This window comes from Rhodococcus sp. OS5 (genome assembly GCF_056837585.1).
In genome coordinates, this window is record NZ_CM166368.1 from 1,976,740 (window position 1) to 1,998,644 (window position 21,905).

The 21,905-nt window shown below is 60.4% G+C and carries 1 protein-coding gene; it reads left to right on the forward strand.

Features of this window, described 5'->3' with window-relative positions; genetic code table 11:
• Positions 1 to 57: 57 nt before the first annotated feature.
• A complete protein-coding gene (locus ACVZUB_RS09170) occupies positions 58 to 21,828 on the forward strand; it encodes a non-ribosomal peptide synthetase (protein ID WP_482628306.1) in 21,771 nt (7,256 codons plus the stop codon).
• Positions 21,829 to 21,905 lie beyond the last annotated feature (77 nt).

Here is a 21,905-nt window from a genome sequence, read left to right on the forward strand (position 1 = left end):
TGTCTTGACGCAGCACGAGCTCCTCCATCACGCCGTTCGAGCGCAGGTCGTGGCCGCATGAGCGCCGATGGTGTGACGCCGGATACCTCTGCTACCCGCAAGAGTCGACGGGAGCGGCCCACTCGCACTCGCCGAGCGAGGACACTGTTGCTGCCCCAGTTGCTGGCGGCGGCCGTCGAGTTGGATCCTTCGAGGGAAGCGTTGCGATTCGAGGGGCACTCACTTTCCTACGCCGAATTGGATGCGCGGTCGTCTCGCCTGGCTCGTATGTTGATCGCCGGCGGTGTAGGTCCGGAGGACAGGGTTGCCGTGTCCATCCCGCGGTCAATCGAATCAGTGCTGGCAGTGTGGGCAGTCGCGAAGACCGGTGCAGCTTTTGTGCCCGTGGATCCGAACTATCCGTCTGACCGTGTTGCGTACATGATCGAGGATTCGGGTGTCTCGATCGGCTTGACCGTCGGCGAATTAGGTATTGATTTGCCATCGTCTGTGAGGTGGATCGCGATCGATTCTCTCGAGACGACGCAGGCATCGGAAGCGATGTCCGGCGAACCGGTGGCGTATTCGGACCGTGTTCGCACTCTGCGAACCGAACACCCTGCATACGTTATCTACACCTCAGGGTCGACTGGACGTCCGAAAGGTGTTGTTGTCACGCACGCAGGCCTGGGCAATTTGCTGAGTGAACAGGCTGAGCGACTTGGTGCCACAGCCCAATCGAGGGTTCTGCATTTCGCCACCCCCAGCTTCGATACTTCGCTCTTCGAGCTGTTGCTTACCATTGGTTCCGGCGCGACGATGGTTATCGTTCCGACGACCGTTTACGGTGGTGACGAGCTCGCGGAACTATTGAAAACCGAATGCGTCACGCATGTGGTGGGAACCCCGTCAATGTTGGCCTCTGTCGATCCCTCGGGGTTGGATTCCATCGTCACCGCTGTAGTCGGTGGCGAGGTATGCCCACCTGAGCTTGTTGCACGGTGGGGACGGGACAGGGCCTTCTACAACGGATACGGCCCAACCGAGACGACTATTGTCACCAACATCAGCCCGAAACTGGCACCAGGTGACCGCGTGACAATTGGTGGACCTGTTCGCGGGGCTTCCGCCCTGGTTCTGGACTCACGGCTACAGCCAGTCCCAGTCGGGTCGACAGGTGAGCTGTATCTTGCCGGGCCTCAGGTTGCGCGCGGATATCACAATCTGACGGGTATGACTGCCGACCGTTTCATCGCGAATCCGTTTGGAGCGCAGGGCGAACGAATGTACCGCAGTGGTGACCTCGTACGCTGGGTCATCGCAGATGGGGGTGCACGGGACCTCGAATACGTCGGGCGATCCGACTCCCAAGTGAAGATCCGAGGCTTCCGAGTCGAGCTCGGAGAGATCGACGCAGTTCTTGCATCCCATCGGGCGGTCGACTTCGTTGCAACCCTCGCTCGCAAGCTCGACAATGGGGAGCAGGCTCTGGTGGCATACGTGCTGCCACGAGCGGCAGCTGAGGTAGACATCACGGAACTGCTCGACGTCTGCAGACAAGAATTGCCTAGGCATATGGTGCCTGCCTCTGTCGTTCTCATCAGTGAAATTCCGTTGACACCCGTGGGCAAGTTGGATGCTTTCGCGTTGCCGGAGCCGCATTTCGAGTCTCGTCCATTCCGTGTTCCTTCCACTGAGGATGAAATCCAGATCGCCACGGTGTTTGGTGAACTGCTCGGGCTGGAGCAGGTCGGAGCGGATGACGACTTCTTCGAGCTTGGAGGCAATTCGCTTGTCGCAGCGAAGTTGGCAGCACGGTTGAGTGCTGTCTTCGACGTGCGGGTACAAGTCAAGACGTTGTTCGAGTCTTCGACCGTGTCGTCGCTTGCCTCTGCGCTCGCAGCTTCCACTGGGCGTGCTCGTGTGGCGTTGACGGCTCGGGTGCGTCCGGAGCGGGTGCCGTTGTCGTTGGCGCAGCAGCGGATGTGGTTTTTGTCGCGGTTTGATGCTGTGTCGGGTGTGAACAATATTCCGATTGTGTTGCGTTTGTCTGGTGTGGTGGATGTTGCGGCGTTGGGTGCTGCTGTGTCGGATGTTGTTGCGCGGCATGAGATTTTGCGGACGGTGTATCCGGAGTTCGAGGGGGTCGGGTTCCAGCAGGTTCTTCCGGTGGGTGGGTTCGCTGTGGATATTTCTGCGGTGCCGACCGATGAGGCTGATTTGTTGGGTGTGTTGGCGCCGGTGGTGACTGAGGGGTTTGATGTCACTTCTGAGGTGCCGTTGCGGGTTCGTTTGTTCCAGACGGGTTCGTCGGAGTTTGTGTTGGCGTTGGTGGTTCACCATATTGCTGCTGATGGTGTGTCGATGGGGCCGTTGGTGCGTGATGTGTCGATGGCGTATGTGGCGCGTGCGGGTGGACAGGTTCCGGGGTGGGCGCCGCTCGAGGTGCAGTATGCGGATTACGCGTTGTGGCAGCGTGAGGTGTTGGGGTCCGAGGGTGATCCGTCGTCGTTGATGTCTGAGCAGTTGGGGTATTGGACGTCGGTGTTGGAGGGGTTGCCGGAGCGGATCGAGTTGCCGGCGGATCGTTCGCGGCCGTTGGTTGCGTCCAATCGTGGTGCTAGTTACCAGTTCTCGGTTGATGTGCGGTTGCATCGGGCGCTCGAGCAGTTGGCGCTTGATCGTGGTGTGTCGTTGTTCATGGTGGTGCATGCGGCGTTGGCGGTGGTGTTGGCGCGGTTGAGTGGTAGTGATGACGTTGTGGTGGGCTCGCCGATCGCTGGGCGGGGCGAGCCGGAGCTTGATGATTTGATCGGGATGTTCGTCAATACGTTGGTGTTGCGGACGGAGGTGGATTCTTCGGAGTCGTTCTCGGAGTTGTTGGGTCGGGTTCGTGAGGTCGATCTGGGGGCGTTCGGCAACGAGGATGTTCCGTTCGAGCGGTTGGTGGAGGTGCTTGATCCGGCGCGGTCGCAGGCTCATCATCCGTTGTTCCAGGTTGCGTTGTTCTTCCAGAACATGGCGCAGAGTGTCTTGGAACTGCCGGGACTGTCGATTGCCGGTTTCGACGCGGGTGTGGAGATCGCGAAGTTCGATCTGCAGTTGACGGTGTCACCGTTGGAGGAGGACGGCGTCGGTGTGGGGATGCCGATGTCGTTGACGTATGCGACGGATTTGTTCGACGAGTCGACGGTTGTCTCGTTTGCGGAGCGGTTGGTTCGGGTTCTGGAAGCGATGGTGGCGGAGCCTGATTCGGTTGTCGGGGATGTGGAGTTGCTCGGTGAGGACGAGCGTTCGCAGGTGTTGGTGGCGGTCAATGACACTGTTCACGAGTTGACTGTTGGTGCTTTGTTGCTCGATGGGTTTGTTGCGCAGGTGGCGGCGTCTCCGGATGCGGTGGCGGTGGTGTTCGAGGGGCAGTCTCTGTCGTATGCGGAGTTCGGGTCTCGGGTGAATCGTCTTGCGCGGTATTTGGTTTCGGTGGGTGTGGGGCCGGAGTCGTTGGTGGCGTTGGCGATGCGTCGGTCGGTTGATCTTGTTGTGGGTATGTATGCGGTGGTTGCTGCGGGTGGGGCGTATGTGCCGTTGGATCCGGATCATCCGGTCGAGCGCAATGGTCATATTCTCGGGACTGCGGCGCCGGTGTGTGTGTTGTCCACTGCTGGTGACGGTGTGGTGTTGCCGGGTGAGTTCGATGTGGTGTTGATTGACGAGTTGGATGTGTCCGGGTTCTCGGATGCGCCGGTGTTGGATGTGGATCGTGTTGCGCCGCTTCGGGGTTCGAATGCTGCGTATGTGATTTTCACGTCGGGGTCGACGGGGAAGCCGAAGGGTGTGGCGGTTTCGCATGAGGCGATCGTCAATCAGATGGCGTGGATGCAGGGTCAGTATGTTCTGACTGGGTCGGATGTGTATTTGCAGAAGACTGCGACGACGTTCGATGTGTCGTTGTGGGGGTTCTTCTTGCCGTTGGCGGTGGGTGCTCGGTTGGTGGTGGCCACGCATGACGGTCATCGGGATCCGGGGTATTTGGCGTCGGTGATCGCTGATCAGGGTGTGACGGTGACGGACTTCGTGCCGACGATGTTGTCGGTGTTCGCGGGTGCGGTGTCTGCGGAGTTGTTGGGTTCGTTGCGTGATGTGTTCGTCATCGGTGAGGCGTTGCCGGCGCAGGCGGTGCGTGATTTCGGTGTGGTGTCGGGTGCGCGGGTTCACAACTTGTATGGCCCGACCGAGGCTGCGGTGTCGATCACGTTCGCGGATGTGACGGGCGCCGTCGATGGTGGTGTGGTTTCTATTGGTGTGCCGCAGTGGAATTCGCAGGTTTTCGTGTTGGATTCGCGGTTGCGTCCGGTGCCGGTGGGTGTTGCGGGTGAGTTGTATCTTGCGGGTGATCAGTTGGCTCGTGGGTATGTTTCTCGTCCGGATTTGTCGGCGGATCGGTTCGTGGCGAATCCGTTCGGTGGGGTGGGTTCGCGGATGTATCGCACGGGGGACTTGGTGCGGTGGGGTGTGTCGGGTGAGCTCGAGTACATCGGTCGTACCGATTTTCAGGTGAAGTTCCGTGGTCAGCGGATCGAGTTGGGGGAGATCGAGTCGGCGTTGGTGGCCGATGTGTCGGTGTCTGTGTCGTCGGTGGCTGTGGTGTCGACGGTGACCGGTGATCAGTTGGTGGGGTATGTGGTGCCGGCGTCGGGTGCGGTGGTTGATACTGCGGCACTGGTGGATTCGTTGGGTGTGGTGTTGCCGTCGTATATGGTGCCGTCGCAGATCATGGTGTTGGATGCGTTTCCGCTCAATGCTTCGGGGAAGTTGGATCGGAAGTTGTTGCCGGAGCCGGTGTTCGAGGTTGCGGTGTTTAGGGCTCCGGTGACGGCGGTGGAGGAGATCGTTGCGTCGGTGTTTGCCGAGGTGTTGGGTGTCGAGCGCGTCGGGTTGGATGACGATTTCTTTGCGCTGGGTGGTAATTCGTTGATTGCTACTCGGGTGGCGGCTCGGTTGGGGCAGGCGCTCGATGCGCAGGTTCCGGTGCGGGTGTTGTTCGAGGCGTCGTCGGTGGAGTTGTTGGCTGCGCGGGTGGAGTCGGAGATCGGTTCGGGTGCGCGGGCGGCGTTGACGGCTCGGGTGCGTCCGGAGCGGGTGCCGTTGTCGTTGGCGCAGCAGCGGATGTGGTTCTTGAACCGTTTCGATACGTTGTCGTCGGCGAACAATATTCCGGTGGCGATTCGGTTGTCGGGGTTGTTGGATGTGGCGGCTCTGCAGGCTGCTGTGTCGGATGTTGTTGTGCGGCATGAGATTTTGCGGACGGTGTATCCGGAGGTCGACGGTGTCGGGTTCCAGGAGGTGTTGTCTGCGGATCGGGTGCGGTTGGATGTGTCGCCGGTTGTGGTGTCGGAGTCCGATGTCGTTGGTGCGGTGACGGAGTTCTTGTCGGCTGGTTTCGATGTGGCGGTGGAGGTTCCGGTTCGGGCGCGGTTGTTCGCGGTGTCGGAGTCGGAGTTCGTGTTGGCGTTGGTGGTTCATCACATCAGTGGTGATGGTGTGTCGATGGGGCCGTTGACGCGTGATGTGATGGTGGCGTACGAGGCTCGTTCTCGGGGTGAGGTGCCGGGGTGGGCGCCGCTCGAGGTGCAGTATGCGGATTACGCGTTGTGGCAGCGTGAGGTGTTGGGGTCGGAAGATGATGCGGGGTCGTTGATTTCGCGTCAGGTCGGGTTCTGGGAGTCGGCGTTGGCGGGGTTGCCGGATCAGTTGGATTTGCCGGCGGATCGTCCGCGGCCTGTGGTGGCGTCCAATCGTGGGGCGAATCATTCGTTCGTGGTGGGTGCGGATGTGCATGCTGGTTTGAATGATGTTGCTCGTGAGTCGAATTCGTCGTTGTTCATGGTGGTGCATGCGGCGTTGGCGGTGTTGTTGTCGCGGTTGTCGGGGACGTCCGATATTGCGATCGGTACTCCGGTGGCGGGTCGTGGTGAGCAGGTTCTCGATGATTTGATCGGGATGTTCGTCAATACGTTGGTGTTGCGGACGGAGGTGGATTCTTCGGAGAGTTTCGTCGATCTGCTCGCAGGTGTGCGGGAGGCTGATCTTCAGGCGTTTGCGCATGCGGATGTTCCGTTCGAGCGGTTGGTGGAGGTGCTCAATCCGGCGCGGTCGCAGGCTCGGAGTCCGTTGTTCCAGGTGATGTTGGCGTTCCAGAACATGGAGCAGTCGGCGTTGCAGTTGGGTGATCTGCGGGTTGCGGGTGTCGATGCCACTGCGGTGGCGGCGAAGTTCGATCTGCAGCTGACGGTGGTGGAGCAGTTCGACGAGGCGGGTGCTCCGGCGGGGATGGCGGCGTCGTTGACGTACGCGACGGATCTGTTCGACGAGTCGACGGTTGTCTCGTTTGCGGAGCGGTTGGTTCGGGTTCTGGAAGCGATGGTGGCGGAGCCTGATTCGGTTGTCGGGGATGTGGAGTTGCTCGGTGAGGACGAGCGTTCGCAGGTGTTGGTGGCGGTCAATGACACTGTTCACGAGTTGACTGTTGGTGCTTTGTTGCTCGACGGGTTTGTTGCGCAGGTGGCGGCGTCTCCGGATGCGGTGGCGGTGGTGTTCGAGGGGCAGTCTCTGTCGTATGCGGAGTTCGGGTCTCGGGTGAATCGCCTTGCGCGGTATTTGGTTTCGGTGGGTGTGGGGCCGGAGTCGTTGGTGGCGTTGGCGATGCGTCGGTCGGTTGATCTTGTTGTGGGTATGTATGCGGTGGTTGCTGCGGGTGGGGCGTATGTGCCGTTGGATCCGGATCATCCGGTCGAGCGCAATGGTCATATTCTCGGGACTGCGGCGCCGGTGTGTGTGTTGTCCACTGCTGGTGACGGTGTGGTGTTGCCGGGTGAGTTCGATGTGGTGTTGATTGACGAGTTGGATGTGTCCGGGTTCTCGGATGCGCCGGTGTTGGATGTGGATCGTGTTGCGCCGCTTCGGGGTTCGAATGCTGCGTATGTGATTTTCACGTCGGGGTCGACGGGGAAGCCGAAGGGTGTGGCGGTTTCGCATGAGGCGATCGTCAATCAGATGGCGTGGATGCAGGGTCAGTATGTTCTGACTGGGTCGGATGTGTATTTGCAGAAGACTGCGACGACGTTCGATGTGTCGTTGTGGGGGTTCTTCTTGCCGTTGGCGGTGGGTGCTCGGTTGGTGGTGGCCACGCATGACGGTCATCGGGATCCGGGGTATTTGGCGTCGGTGATCGCTGATCAGGGTGTGACGGTGACGGACTTCGTGCCGACGATGTTGTCGGTGTTCGCGGGTGCGGTGTCTGCGGAGTTGTTGGGTTCGTTGCGTGATGTGTTCGTCATCGGTGAGGCGTTGCCGGCGCAGGCGGTGCGTGATTTCGGTGTGGTGTCGGGTGCGCGGGTTCACAACTTGTATGGCCCGACCGAGGCTGCGGTGTCGATCACGTTCGCGGATGTGACGGGCGCCGTCGATGGTGGTGTGGTTTCTATTGGTGTGCCGCAGTGGAATTCGCAGGTTTTCGTGTTGGATTCGCGGTTGCGTCCGGTGCCGGTGGGTGTTGCGGGTGAGTTGTATCTTGCGGGTGATCAGTTGGCTCGTGGGTATGTTTCTCGTCCGGATTTGTCGGCGGATCGGTTCGTGGCGAATCCGTTCGGTGGGGTGGGTTCGCGGATGTATCGCACGGGGGACTTGGTGCGGTGGGGTGTGTCGGGTGAGCTCGAGTACATCGGTCGTACCGATTTTCAGGTGAAGTTCCGTGGTCAGCGGATCGAGTTGGGGGAGATCGAGTCGGCGTTGGTGGCCGATGTGTCGGTGTCTGTGTCGTCGGTGGCTGTGGTGTCGACGGTGACCGGTGATCAGTTGGTGGGGTATGTGGTGCCGGCGTCGGGTGCGGTGGTTGATACTGCGGCACTGGTGGATTCGTTGGGTGTGGTGTTGCCGTCGTATATGGTGCCGTCGCAGATCATGGTGTTGGATGCGTTTCCGCTCAATGCTTCGGGGAAGTTGGATCGGAAGTTGTTGCCGGAGCCGGTGTTCGAGGTTGCGGTGTTCCGGGCTCCGGTGACGGCGGTGGAGGAGATCGTTGCGTCGGTGTTTGCCGAGGTGTTGGGTGTCGAGCGCGTCGGGTTGGATGACGATTTCTTTGCGCTGGGTGGTAATTCGTTGATTGCGACTCGGGTGGCGGCTCGGTTGGGGCAGGCGCTCGATGCGCAGGTTCCGGTGCGGGTGTTGTTCGAGGCGTCGTCGGTGGAGTTGTTGGCTGCGCGGGTGGAGTCGGAGATCGGTTCGGGTGCGCGGGCGGCGTTGACGGCTCGGGTGCGTCCGGAGCGGGTGCCGTTGTCGTTGGCGCAGCAGCGGATGTGGTTTTTGTCGCGGTTTGATGCTGTGTCGGGTGTGAACAATATTCCGATTGTGTTGCGTTTGTCTGGTGTGGTGGATGTTGCGGCGTTGGGTGCTGCTGTGTCGGATGTTGTTGCGCGGCATGAGATTTTGCGGACGGTGTATCCGGAGTTCGAGGGGGTCGGGTTCCAGCAGGTTCTTCCGGTGGGTGGGTTCGCTGTGGATATTTCTGCGGTGCCGACCGATGAGGCTGATTTGTTGGGTGTGTTGGCGCCGGTGGTGACTGAGGGGTTTGATGTCACTTCTGAGGTGCCGTTGCGGGTTCGTTTGTTCCAGACGGGTTCGTCGGAGTTTGTGTTGGCGTTGGTGGTTCACCATATTGCTGCTGATGGTGTGTCGATGGGGCCGTTGGTGCGTGATGTGTCGATGGCGTATGTGGCGCGTGCGGGTGGACAGGTTCCGGGGTGGGCGCCGCTCGAGGTGCAGTATGCGGATTACGCGTTGTGGCAGCGTGAGGTGTTGGGGTCCGAGGGTGATCCGTCGTCGTTGATGTCTGAGCAGTTGGGGTATTGGACGTCGGTGTTGGAGGGGTTGCCGGAGCGGATCGAGTTGCCGGCGGATCGTTCGCGGCCGTTGGTTGCGTCCAATCGTGGTGCTAGTTACCAGTTCTCGGTTGATGTGCGGTTGCATCGGGCGCTCGAGCAGTTGGCGCTTGATCGTGGTGTGTCGTTGTTCATGGTGGTGCATGCGGCGTTGGCGGTGGTGTTGGCGCGGTTGAGTGGTAGTGATGACGTTGTGGTGGGCTCGCCGATCGCTGGGCGGGGCGAGCCGGAGCTTGATGATTTGATCGGGATGTTCGTCAATACGTTGGTGTTGCGGACGGAGGTGGATTCTTCGGAGTCGTTCTCGGAGTTGTTGGGTCGGGTTCGTGAGGTCGATCTGGGGGCGTTCGGCAACGAGGATGTTCCGTTCGAGCGGTTGGTGGAGGTGCTTGATCCGGCGCGGTCGCAGGCTCATCATCCGTTGTTCCAGGTTGCGTTGTTCTTCCAGAACATGGCGCAGAGTGTCTTGGAACTGCCGGGACTGTCGATTGCCGGTTTCGACGCGGGTGTGGAGATCGCGAAGTTCGATCTGCAGTTGACGGTGTCACCGTTGGAGGAGGACGGCGTCGGTGTGGGGATGCCGATGTCGTTGACGTATGCGACGGATTTGTTCGACGAGTCGACGGTTGTCTCGTTTGCGGAGCGGTTGGTTCGGGTTCTGGAAGCGATGGTGGCGGAGCCTGATTCGGTTGTCGGGGATGTGGAGTTGCTCGGTGAGGACGAGCGTTCGCAGGTGTTGGTGGCGGTCAATGACACTGTTCACGAGTTGACTGTTGGTGCTTTGTTGCTCGATGGGTTTGTTGCGCAGGTGGCGGCGTCTCCGGATGCGGTGGCGGTGGTGTTCGAGGGGCAGTCTCTGTCGTATGCGGAGTTCGGGTCTCGGGTGAATCGTCTTGCGCGGTATTTGGTTTCGGTGGGTGTGGGGCCGGAGTCGTTGGTGGCGTTGGCGATGCGTCGGTCGGTTGATCTTGTTGTGGGTATGTATGCGGTGGTTGCTGCGGGTGGGGCGTATGTGCCGTTGGATCCGGATCATCCGGTCGAGCGCAATGGTCATATTCTCGGGACTGCGGCGCCGGTGTGTGTGTTGTCCACTGCTGGTGACGGTGTGGTGTTGCCGGGTGAGTTCGATGTGGTGTTGATTGACGAGTTGGATGTGTCCGGGTTCTCGGATGCGCCGGTGTTGGATGTGGATCGTGTTGCGCCGCTTCGGGGTTCGAATGCTGCGTATGTGATTTTCACGTCGGGGTCGACGGGGAAGCCGAAGGGTGTGGCGGTTTCGCATGAGGCGATCGTCAATCAGATGGCGTGGATGCAGGGTCAGTATGTTCTGACTGGGTCGGATGTGTATTTGCAGAAGACTGCGACGACGTTCGATGTGTCGTTGTGGGGGTTCTTCTTGCCGTTGGCGGTGGGTGCTCGGTTGGTGGTGGCCACGCATGACGGTCATCGGGATCCGGGGTATTTGGCGTCGGTGATCGCTGATCAGGGTGTGACGGTGACGGACTTCGTGCCGACGATGTTGTCGGTGTTCGCGGGTGCGGTGTCTGCGGAGTTGTTGGGTTCGTTGCGTGATGTGTTCGTCATCGGTGAGGCGTTGCCGGCGCAGGCGGTGCGTGATTTCGGTGTGGTGTCGGGTGCGCGGGTTCACAACTTGTATGGCCCGACCGAGGCTGCGGTGTCGATCACGTTCGCGGATGTGACGGGCGCCGTCGATGGTGGTGTGGTTTCTATTGGTGTGCCGCAGTGGAATTCGCAGGTTTTCGTGTTGGATTCGCGGTTGCGTCCGGTGCCGGTGGGTGTTGCGGGTGAGTTGTATCTTGCGGGTGATCAGTTGGCTCGTGGGTATGTTTCTCGTCCGGATTTGTCGGCGGATCGGTTCGTGGCGAATCCGTTCGGTGGGGTGGGTTCGCGGATGTATCGCACGGGGGACTTGGTGCGGTGGGGTGTGTCGGGTGAGCTCGAGTACATCGGTCGTACCGATTTTCAGGTGAAGTTCCGTGGTCAGCGGATCGAGTTGGGGGAGATCGAGTCGGCGTTGGTGGCCGATGTGTCGGTGTCTGTGTCGTCGGTGGCTGTGGTGTCGACGGTGACCGGTGATCAGTTGGTGGGGTATGTGGTGCCGGCGTCGGGTGCGGTGGTTGATACTGCGGCACTGGTGGATTCGTTGGGTGTGGTGTTGCCGTCGTATATGGTGCCGTCGCAGTTTGTGGTGTTGGATGCGTTTCCGCTCAATGCTTCGGGGAAGTTGGATCGGAAGTTGTTGCCGGAGCCGGTGTTCGAGGTTGCGGTGTTTAGGGCTCCGGTGACGGCGGTGGAGGAGATCGTTGCGTCGGTGTTTGCCGAGGTGTTGGGTGTCGAGCGCGTCGGGTTGGATGACGATTTCTTTGCGCTGGGTGGTAATTCGTTGATTGCTACTCGGGTGGCGGCTCGGTTGGGGCAGGCGCTCGATGCGCAGGTTCCGGTGCGGGTGTTGTTCGAGGCGTCGTCGGTGGAGTTGTTGGCTGCGCGGGTGGAGTCGGAGATCGGTTCGGGTGCGCGGGCGGCGTTGACGGCTCGGGTGCGTCCGGAGCGGGTGCCGTTGTCGTTGGCGCAGCAGCGGATGTGGTTCTTGAACCGTTTCGATACGTTGTCGTCGGCGAACAATATTCCGGTGGCGATTCGGTTGTCGGGGTTGTTGGATGTGGCGGCTCTGCAGGCTGCTGTGTCGGATGTTGTTGTGCGGCATGAGATTTTGCGGACGGTGTATCCGGAGGTCGACGGTGTCGGGTTCCAGGAGGTGTTGTCTGCGGATCGGGTGCGGTTGGATGTGTCGCCGGTTGTGGTGTCGGAGTCCGATGTCGTTGGTGCGGTGACGGAGTTCTTGTCGGCTGGTTTCGATGTGGCGGTGGAGGTTCCGGTTCGGGCGCGGTTGTTCGCGGTGTCGGAGTCGGAGTTCGTGTTGGCGTTGGTGGTTCATCACATCAGTGGTGATGGTGTGTCGATGGGGCCGTTGACGCGTGATGTGATGGTGGCGTACGAGGCTCGTTCTCGGGGTGAGGTGCCGGGGTGGGCGCCGCTCGAGGTGCAGTATGCGGATTACGCGTTGTGGCAGCGTGAGGTGTTGGGGTCGGAAGATGATGCGGGGTCGTTGATTTCGCGTCAGGTCGGGTTCTGGGAGTCGGCGTTGGCGGGGTTGCCGGATCAGTTGGATTTGCCGGCGGATCGTCCGCGGCCTGTGGTGGCGTCCAATCGTGGGGCGAATCATTCGTTCGTGGTGGGTGCGGATGTGCATGCTGGTTTGAATGATGTAGCTCGTGAGTCGAATTCGTCGTTGTTCATGGTGGTGCATGCGGCGTTGGCGGTGTTGTTGTCGCGGTTGTCGGGGACGTCCGATATTGCGATCGGTACTCCGGTGGCGGGTCGTGGTGAGCAGGTTCTCGATGATTTGATCGGGATGTTCGTCAATACGTTGGTGTTGCGGACGGAGGTGGATTCTTCGGAGAGTTTCGTCGATCTGCTCGCAGGTGTGCGGGAGGCTGATCTTCAGGCGTTTGCGCATGCGGATGTTCCGTTCGAGCGGTTGGTGGAGGTGCTCAATCCGGCGCGGTCGCAGGCTCGGAGTCCGTTGTTCCAGGTGATGTTGGCGTTCCAGAACATGGAGCAGTCGGCGTTGCAGTTGGGTGATCTGCGGGTTGCGGGTGTCGATGCCACTGCGGTGGCGGCGAAGTTCGATCTGCAGCTGACGGTGGTGGAGCAGTTCGACGAGGCGGGTGCTCCGGCGGGGATGGCGGCGTCGTTGACGTACGCGACGGATCTGTTCGACGAGTCGACGGTGGCAGGCTTTGCCGACAGGTTCGGACGGATCCTTGGTGCCGTCGTTGCTGATCAGTCGGCCGTTTTGGGTGACATAGACATTTTGGATTCTGTTGAGCGTTCGTTGGTGCTCGAGGGGTGGAATGACACGGCTCGTGAGGTTGCGGGTGTGTCGGTGTTGGATGGGTTTGTTGCGCAGGTGGCGGCGTCTCCGGATGCGGTAGCGCTCTCGTTCGAGGGGCAGTCTCTGTCGTATGCGGAGTTCGATGCTCGGGTGAATCGTTTTGCCAGGTATTTGGTTTCGGTGGGTGTGGGGCCGGAGTCGTTGGTGGGTGTTGCGGTTCGTCGGTCGGTTGATTTGTTGGTTGCGGTTTACGGTGTGCTCAGGGCTGGTGGTGGGTATGTTCCGGTGGATCCGGATCAGCCTGCGGAGCGTAATGGGTATGTGTTGGCGGCGGCGTCGCCGGTGTGTGTGGTCAGTACTTCTGATGTTGGTTTCGATGCTGGTGTGGTGCCGGTGGTCGAGGTTGATGTTGTTGATGTGTCTGGTTTTTCGGATGCTCCTGTCTCGGATGTGGATCGGGTTGCGCCGTTGCGGTCGGGGAATACGGCGTATGTGATTTTCACGTCGGGGTCGACGGGTCGGCCGAAGGGTGTGGCTGTCAGTCATCGCAGTGTGGTCAATCAGGTGTCGTGGTTGGCGGAGCGTTATGCGGTGTCGGGTTCTGATGTGGTGTTGCTTAAGACTCCGGTGACGTTCGATGTGTCGGTGTGGGAGTTGTTTGTTCCGTTGGCGGTGGGTGCTCGGTTGGTGGTGGCTACTCATGACGGTCATCGGGATCCGGGGTATTTGGCGTCGGTGGTGGCGGCGGAGTCGGTGTCGATGGTCTCGTTTGTGCCGTCGATGTTGGAGGTGTTCGTCGATCAGTTGGTCGACACGTCGGAGGCGACGATTTCGCGTCTCGGTGGTGGTGGGTTGGGTTCGTTGCGGGTGATTTTCGCGGCGGGTGAGGCGTTGCCGGCGTCGGTGGTGGGTCGGGTGTTGTCGGTGTTGCCGTCGGTTGAGGTTCATAATTTGTATGGTCCGACGGAGTTCACGGTGCATGCGACGGCGGCGGGTCCGCTCGATGGTGTGGGTGTGGTGGTGCCGATGGGTGCTCCGGTGTGGAATTCGTCGGTGTTGGTGTTGGATTCGCGGTTGCGTCCGGTGCCGGTGGGTGTTGCGGGTGAGTTGTATTTGTCGGGTGTGCAGGTCGCTCGTGGGTATTTCGGGCGGGTGGATTTGTCGGCGGAGCGGTTTGTGGCGAATCCGTTCGGTGGGGTGGGTTCGCGGATGTATCGCACGGGGGATGTGGTGCGGTGGATCGGTGTGTCGGGTGAGCTCGAGTATGTCGGTCGTAGTGATTTTCAGGTGAAGTTGCGTGGTCAGCGGATCGAGTTGGGGGAGATCGAGTCTGCGGTTCGGGATCAGGTGGGTGTGGGTTCTGTGGTGGTGGTGGTGTGGCGTGATCAGTTGGTTGCGTATGTCACTGCTGCGGTGGGGTCTTCGGTTGATGTTGATGTGGTGAAGGTGGGTGTGGGGGAGCGGTTGGCGTCGTATATGGTGCCGTCGCAGTTTGTGGTGTTGGATGCGTTGCCGCTCAATGCTTCGGGGAAGTTGGATCGGAAGTTGTTGCCGGAGCCGGTGTTCGAGGTTGCGGTGTTTAGGGCTCCGGTGACGGCGGTGGAGGAGATCGTTGCGTCGGTGTTTGCCGAGGTGTTGGGTGTCGAGCGCGTCGGGTTGGATGACGATTTCTTTGCGCTGGGTGGTAATTCGTTGATTGCGACTCGGGTGGCGGCTCGGTTGGGGCAGGCGCTCGATGCGCAGGTTCCGGTGCGGGTGTTGTTCGAGGCGTCGTCGGTGGAGTTGTTGGCTGCGCGGGTGGAGTCGGAGATCGGTTCGGGTGCGCGGGCGGCGTTGACGGCTCGGGTGCGTCCGGAGCGGGTGCCGTTGTCGTTGGCGCAGCAGCGGATGTGGTTCTTGAACCGTTTCGATACGTTGTCGTCGGCGAACAATATTCCGGTGGCGATTCGGTTGTCGGGGTTGTTGGATGTGGCGGCTCTGCAGGCTGCGGTGTCGGATGTTGTTGTGCGGCATGAGATTTTGCGGACGGTGTATCCGGAGGTCGACGGTGTCGGGTTCCAGGAGGTGTTGTCGGCGGATCGGGTGCGGTTGGATGTGTCGCCGGTTGTGGTGTCGGAGTCCGATGTCGTTGGTGCGGTGACGGAGTTCTTGTCGGCTGGTTTCGATGTGGCGGTGGAGGTTCCGGTTCGGGCGCGGTTGTTCGCGGTGTCGGAGTCGGAGTTCGTGTTGGCGTTGGTGGTTCATCACATCAGTGGTGATGGTGTGTCGATGGGGCCGTTGACGCGTGATGTGATGGTGGCGTACGAGGCTCGTTCTCGGGGTGAGGTGCCGGGGTGGGCGCCGCTCGAGGTGCAGTATGCGGATTACGCGTTGTGGCAGCGGGAGACTCTCGGTTCGGAAGATGATCCGTCGTCGTTGATTTCGCGTCAGGTCGGGTTCTGGGAGTCGGCGTTGGCGGGGTTGCCGGATCAGTTGGATTTGCCGGCGGATCGTCCGCGGCCTGTGGTGGCGTCCAATCGTGGGGCGAATCATTCGTTCGTGGTGGGTGCGGATGTGCATGCTGGTTTGAATGATGTTGCTCGTGAGTCGAATTCGTCGTTGTTCATGGTGGTGCATGCGGCGTTGGCGGTGTTGTTGTCGCGGTTGTCGGGGACGTCCGATATTGCGATCGGTACTCCGGTGGCGGGTCGTGGTGAGCAGGTTCTCGATGATTTGATCGGGATGTTCGTCAATACGTTGGTGTTGCGGACGGAGGTGGATTCTTCGGAGAGTTTCGTCGATCTGCTCGCAGGTGTGCGGGAGGCTGATCTTCAGGCGTTTGCGCATGCGGATGTTCCGTTCGAGCGGTTGGTGGAGGTGCTCAATCCGGCGCGGTCGCAGGCTCGGAGTCCGTTGTTCCAGGTGATGTTGGCGTTCCAGAACATGGAGCAGTCGGCGTTGCAGTTGGGTGATCTGCGGGTTGCGGGTGTCGATGCCACTGCGGTGGCGGCGAAGTTCGATCTGCAGCTGACGGTGGTGGAGCAGTTCGACGAGGCGGGTGCTCCGGCGGGGATGGCGGCGTCGTTGACGTACGCGACGGATTTGTTCGACGAGTCGACGGTGGCAGGCTTTGCCGACAGGTTCGGACGGATCCTTGGTGCCGTCGTTGCTGATCAGTCGGCCGTTTTGGGTGACATAGACATTTTGGATTCTGTTGAGCGTTCGTTGGTGCTCGAGGGGTGGAATGACACGGCTCGTGAGGTTGCGGGTGTGTCGGTGTTGGATGGGTTTGTTGCGCAGGTGGCGGCGTCTCCGGATGCGGTAGCGCTCTCGTTCGAGGGGCAGTCTCTGTCGTATGCGGAGTTCGATGCTCGGGTGAATCGTTTTGCCAGGTATTTGGTTTCGGTGGGTGTGGGGCCGGAGTCGTTGGTGGGTGTTGCGGTTCGTCGGTCGGTTGATTTGTTGGTTGCGGTTTACGGTGTGCTCAGGGCTGGTGGTGGGTATGTTCCGGTGGATCCGGATCAGCCTGCGGAGCGTAATGGGTATGTGTTGGCGGCGGCGTCGCCGGTGTGTGTGGTCAGTACTTCTGATGTTGGTTTCGATGCTGGTGTGGTGCCGGTGGTCGAGGTTGATGTTGTTGATGTGTCTGGTTTTTCGGATGCTCCTGTCTCGGATGTGGATCGGGTTGCGCCGTTGCGGTCGGGGAATACGGCGTATGTGATTTTCACGTCGGGGTCGACGGGTCGGCCGAAGGGTGTGGCTGTCAGTCATCGCAGTGTGGTCAATCAGGTGTCGTGGTTGGCGGAGCGTTATGCGGTGTCGGGTTCTGATGTGGTGTTGCTTAAGACTCCGGTGACGTTCGATGTGTCGGTGTGGGAGTTGTTTGTTCCGTTGGCGGTGGGTGCTCGGTTGGTGGTGGCTACTCATGACGGTCATCGGGATCCGGGGTATTTGGCGTCGGTGGTGGCGGCGGAGTCGGTGTCGATGGTCTCGTTTGTGCCGTCGATGTTGGAGGTGTTCGTCGATCAGTTGGTCGACACGTCGGAGGCGACGATTTCGCGTCTCGGTGGTGGTGGGTTGGGTTCGTTGCGGGTGATTTTCGCGGCGGGTGAGGCGTTGCCGGCGTCGGTGGTGGGTCGGGTGTTGTCGGTGTTGCCGTCGGTTGAGGTTCATAATTTGTATGGTCCGACGGAGTTCACGGTGCATGCGACGGCGGCGGGTCCGCTCGATGGTGTGGGTGTGGTGGTGCCGATGGGTGCTCCGGTGTGGAATTCGTCGGTGTTGGTGTTGGATTCGCGGTTGCGTCCGGTGCCGGTGGGTGTTGCGGGTGAGTTGTATTTGTCGGGTGTGCAGGTCGCTCGTGGGTATTTCGGGCGGGTGGATTTGTCGGCGGAGCGGTTTGTGGCGAATCCGTTCGGTGGGGTGGGTTCGCGGATGTATCGCACGGGGGATGTGGTGCGGTGGATCGGTGTGTCGGGTGAGCTCGAGTATGTCGGTCGTAGTGATTTTCAGGTGAAGTTGCGTGGTCAGCGGATCGAGTTGGGGGAGATCGAGTCTGCGGTTCGGGATCAGGTGGGTGTGGGTTCTGTGGTGGTGGTGGTGTGGCGTGATCAGTTGGTTGCGTATGTCACTGCTGCGGTGGGGTCTTCGGTTGATGTTGATGTGGTGAAGGTGGGTGTGGGGGAGCGGTTGGCGTCGTATATGGTGCCGTCGCAGTTTGTGGTGTTGGATGCGTTGCCGCTCAATGCTTCGGGGAAGTTGGATCGGAAGTTGTTGCCGGAGCCGGTGTTCGAGGTTGCGGTGTTTAGGGCTCCGGTGACGGCGGTGGAGGAGATCGTTGCGTCGGTGTTTGCCGAGGTGTTGGGTGTCGAGCGCGTCGGGTTGGATGACGATTTCTTTGCGCTGGGTGGTAATTCGTTGATTGCGACTCGGGTGGCGGCTCGGTTGGGGCAGGCGCTCGATGCGCAGGTTCCGGTGCGGGTGTTGTTCGAGGCGTCGTCGGTGGAGTTGTTGGCTGCGCGGGTGGAGTCGGAGATCGGTTCGGGTGCGCGGGCGGCGTTGACGGCTCGGGTGCGTCCGGAGCGGGTGCCGTTGTCGTTGGCGCAGCAGCGGATGTGGTTCTTGAACCGTTTCGATACGTTGTCGTCGGCGAACAATATTCCGGTGGCGATTCGGTTGTCGGGGTTGTTGGATGTGGCGGCTCTGCAGGCTGCGGTGTCGGATGTTGTTGTGCGGCATGAGATTTTGCGGACGGTGTATCCGGAGGTCGACGGTGTCGGGTTCCAGGAGGTGTTGTCGGCGGATCGGGTGCGGTTGGATGTGTCGCCGGTTGTGGTGTCGGAGTCCGATGTCGTTGGTGCGGTGACGGAGTTCTTGTCGGCTGGTTTCGATGTGGCGGTGGAGGTTCCGGTTCGGGCGCGGTTGTTCGCGGTGTCGGAGTCGGAGTTCGTGTTGGCGTTGGTGGTTCATCACATCAGTGGTGATGGTGTGTCGATGGGGCCGTTGACGCGTGATGTGATGGTGGCGTACGAGGCTCGTTCTCGGGGTGAGGTGCCGGGGTGGGCGCCGCTCGAGGTGCAGTATGCGGATTACGCGTTGTGGCAGCGGGAGACTCTCGGTTCGGAAGATGATCCGTCGTCGTTGATTTCGCGTCAGGTCGGGTTCTGGGAGTCGGCGTTGGCGGGGTTGCCGGATCAGTTGGATTTGCCGGCGGATCGTCCGCGGCCTGTGGTGGCGTCCAATCGTGGGGCGAATCATTCGTTCGTGGTGGGTGCGGATGTGCATGCTGGTTTGAATGATGTTGCTCGTGAGTCGAATTCGTCGTTGTTCATGGTGGTGCATGCGGCGTTGGCGGTGTTGTTGTCGCGGTTGTCGGGGACGTCCGATATTGCGATCGGTACTCCGGTGGCGGGTCGTGGTGAGCAGGTTCTCGATGATTTGATCGGGATGTTCGTCAATACGTTGGTGTTGCGGACGGAGGTGGATTCTTCGGAGAGTTTCGTCGATCTGCTCGCAGGTGTGCGGGAGGCTGATCTTCAGGCGTTTGCGCATGCGGATGTTCCGTTCGAGCGGTTGGTGGAGGTGCTCAATCCGGCGCGGTCGCAGGCTCGGAGTCCGTTGTTCCAGGTGATGTTGGCGTTCCAGAACATGGAGCAGTCGGCGTTGCAGTTGGGTGATCTGCGGGTTGCGGGTGTCGATGCCACTGCGGTGGCGGCGAAGTTCGATCTGCAGCTGACGGTGGTGGAGCAGTTCGACGAGGCGGGTGCTCCGGCGGGGATGGCGGCGTCGTTGACGTACGCGACGGATTTGTTCGACGAGTCGACGGTTGTCTCGTTTGCGGAGCGGTTCGGACGGATCCTTGGTGCCGTCGTTGCTGATCAGTCGGCCGTTTTGGGTGACATAGACATTTTGGATTCTGTTGAGCGTTCGTTGGTGCTCGCGGGGTGGAATGACACTGTTCACGAGTTGACTGTTGGTGCTTTGTTGCTCGATGGGTTTGTTGCGCAGGTGGCGGCGTCTCCGGATGCGGTGGCGGTGGTGTTCGAGGGGCAGTCTCTGTCGTATGCGGAGTTCGGGTCTCGGGTGAATCGCCTTGCGCGGTATTTGGTTTCGGTGGGTGTGGGGCCGGAGTCGTTGGTGGCGTTGGCGATGCGTCGGTCGGTTGATCTTGTTGTGGGTATGTATGCGGTGGTTGCTGCGGGTGGGGCGTATGTGCCGTTGGATCCGGATCATCCGGTCGAGCGCAATGGTCATATTCTCGGTACTGCGGCGCCGGTGTGTGTGTTGTCCACTGCTGGTGACGGTGTGGTGTTGCCGGGTGAGTTCGATGTGGTGTTGATTGACGAGTTGGATGTGTCCGGGTTCTCGGATGCGCCGGTGTTGGATGTGGATCGTGTTGCGCCGCTTCGGGTTTCGAATGCTGCGTATGTGATTTTCACGTCGGGGTCGACGGGGAAGCCGAAGGGTGTGGCGGTTTCGCATGAGGCGATCGTCAATCAGATGGCGTGGATGCAGGGTCAGTATGTTCTGACTGGGTCGGATGTGTATTTGCAGAAGACTGCGACGACGTTCGATGTGTCGTTGTGGGGGTTCTTCTTGCCGTTGGCGGTGGGTGCTCGGTTGGTGGTGGCCACGCATGACGGTCATCGGGATCCGGGGTATTTGGCGTCGGTGATCGCTGATCAGGGTGTGACGGTGACGGACTTCGTGCCGACGATGTTGTCGGTGTTCGCGGGTGCGGTGTCTGCGGAGTTGTTGGGTTCGTTGCGTGATGTGTTCGTCATCGGTGAGGCGTTGCCGGCGCAGGCGGTGCGTGATTTCGGTGTGGTGTCGGGTGCGCGGGTTCACAACTTGTATGGCCCGACCGAGGCTGCGGTGTCGATCACGTTCGCGGATGTGACGGGCGCCGTCGATGGTGGTGTGGTTTCTATTGGTGTGCCGCAGTGGAATTCGCAGGTTTTCGTGTTGGATTCGCGGTTGCGTCCGGTGCCGGTGGGTGTTGCGGGTGAGTTGTATCTTGCGGGTGATCAGTTGGCTCGTGGGTATGTTTCTCGTCCGGATTTGTCGGCGGATCGGTTCGTGGCGAATCCGTTCGGTGGGGTGGGTTCGCGGATGTATCGCACGGGGGACTTGGTGCGGTGGGGTGTGTCGGGTGAGCTCGAGTACATCGGTCGTACCGATTTTCAGGTGAAGTTCCGTGGTCAGCGGATCGAGTTGGGGGAGATCGAGTCGGCGTTGGTGGCCGATGTGTCGGTGTCTGTGTCGTCGGTGGCTGTGGTGTCGACGGTGACCGGTGATCAGTTGGTGGGGTATGTGGTGCCGGCGTCGGGTGCGGTGGTTGATACTGCGGCACTGGTGGATTCGTTGGGTGTGGTGTTGCCGTCGTATATGGTGCCGTCGCAGATCATGGTGTTGGATGCGTTTCCGCTCAATGCTTCGGGGAAGTTGGATCGGAAGTTGTTGCCGGAGCCGGTGTTCGAGGTTGCGGTGTTCCGGGCTCCGGTGACGGAGGTCGAGCGACTTGTTGCTTCTGTGTTCGAAGAATTGCTCGGTATCGATCGGGTCGGTCTCGATGACGATTTCTTCGAATTGGGCGGAAACTCCCTGATCGCCACGCAGTTGGCAGCGAAGTTGGGCCAAGCGATTTCGGCTGAGGTTCCGCTGCGCATGCTATTCACCAGCTCGACTGTGTCGGAGATGTCCGACAAGTTGGTAACCGGTATGCACGTTGGATTTGAACTGGATCTTGATGCGGCACTCGCTGTCACGTTGCCCTTGCGTGCACGCGGATCTGAGCTTCCACTGTTCTGCGTGCACCCAATGGTCGGGCTGGCCTGGCCGTACGCACCTCTCGCCGCGTTCGTCGACAGATCAGTGCCGCTCTACGGGTTGCAGACACCAGCGTTGACCGAGGAGGACTTTTTCGCGACCGCACTGACCGACTACATAGATCGATACGTGTCCGAGATCCGATCAGTGCAACAACAGGGGCCGTACAGACTTCTGGGTTGGTCGTTCGGTGGAGTTGTCGCGCATGGAATCGCGGCAAGGCTTGAAGCCCTCGGCGAGAAGGTGAGTGCCTTGGTGATCTTGGACGGCTCGCCCTTGAGCTTGGATGATGAAGCATTTGCGGCGATGGTCAGACACGAAGTTGCTGGCTTGGGCGTCGTCATTCCGGATGACGAAGACCTCGAGAACCTATCGATCGACTGTGCCAGTGATGTCCTCACTGCAGTGAATGGCGGAGCTATCGGGCTTAACGCCAGCGATATCAGGCGGTTGTTCTCCAGCATCGCGCGAACCGCGGCGCTGACACGTGAGTACGAACCGGACACGTGCACGGGGCCAGTGCTGTTCGTGGGATCCAATGAAACTGAGGCCGATGGGGTCGAACCTTGGCGTTCACTGATCGACGGTGAAATCGATGTTCGTCAGGCAAGCGTGAACCATGTTTCGATGATGACGCCAGAGGGGCTGGAGGAGATCGGCCCGATGATTGCCGCCTCGCTGAATTCCTGACACTATCTCGATGGCCGTCGATCCGCGGGCCTGGCTAGGCGTCGTGCCGTCGAGCCAGACCCACGGACGTACATGAA

Coding starts and splice junctions, on each gene's coding strand:
- ACVZUB_RS09170 (WP_482628306.1), top strand. CDS start 58: ATGAGCGCCGATGGTGTGACGCCGGATACCTCTGCTACCCGCAAGAGT.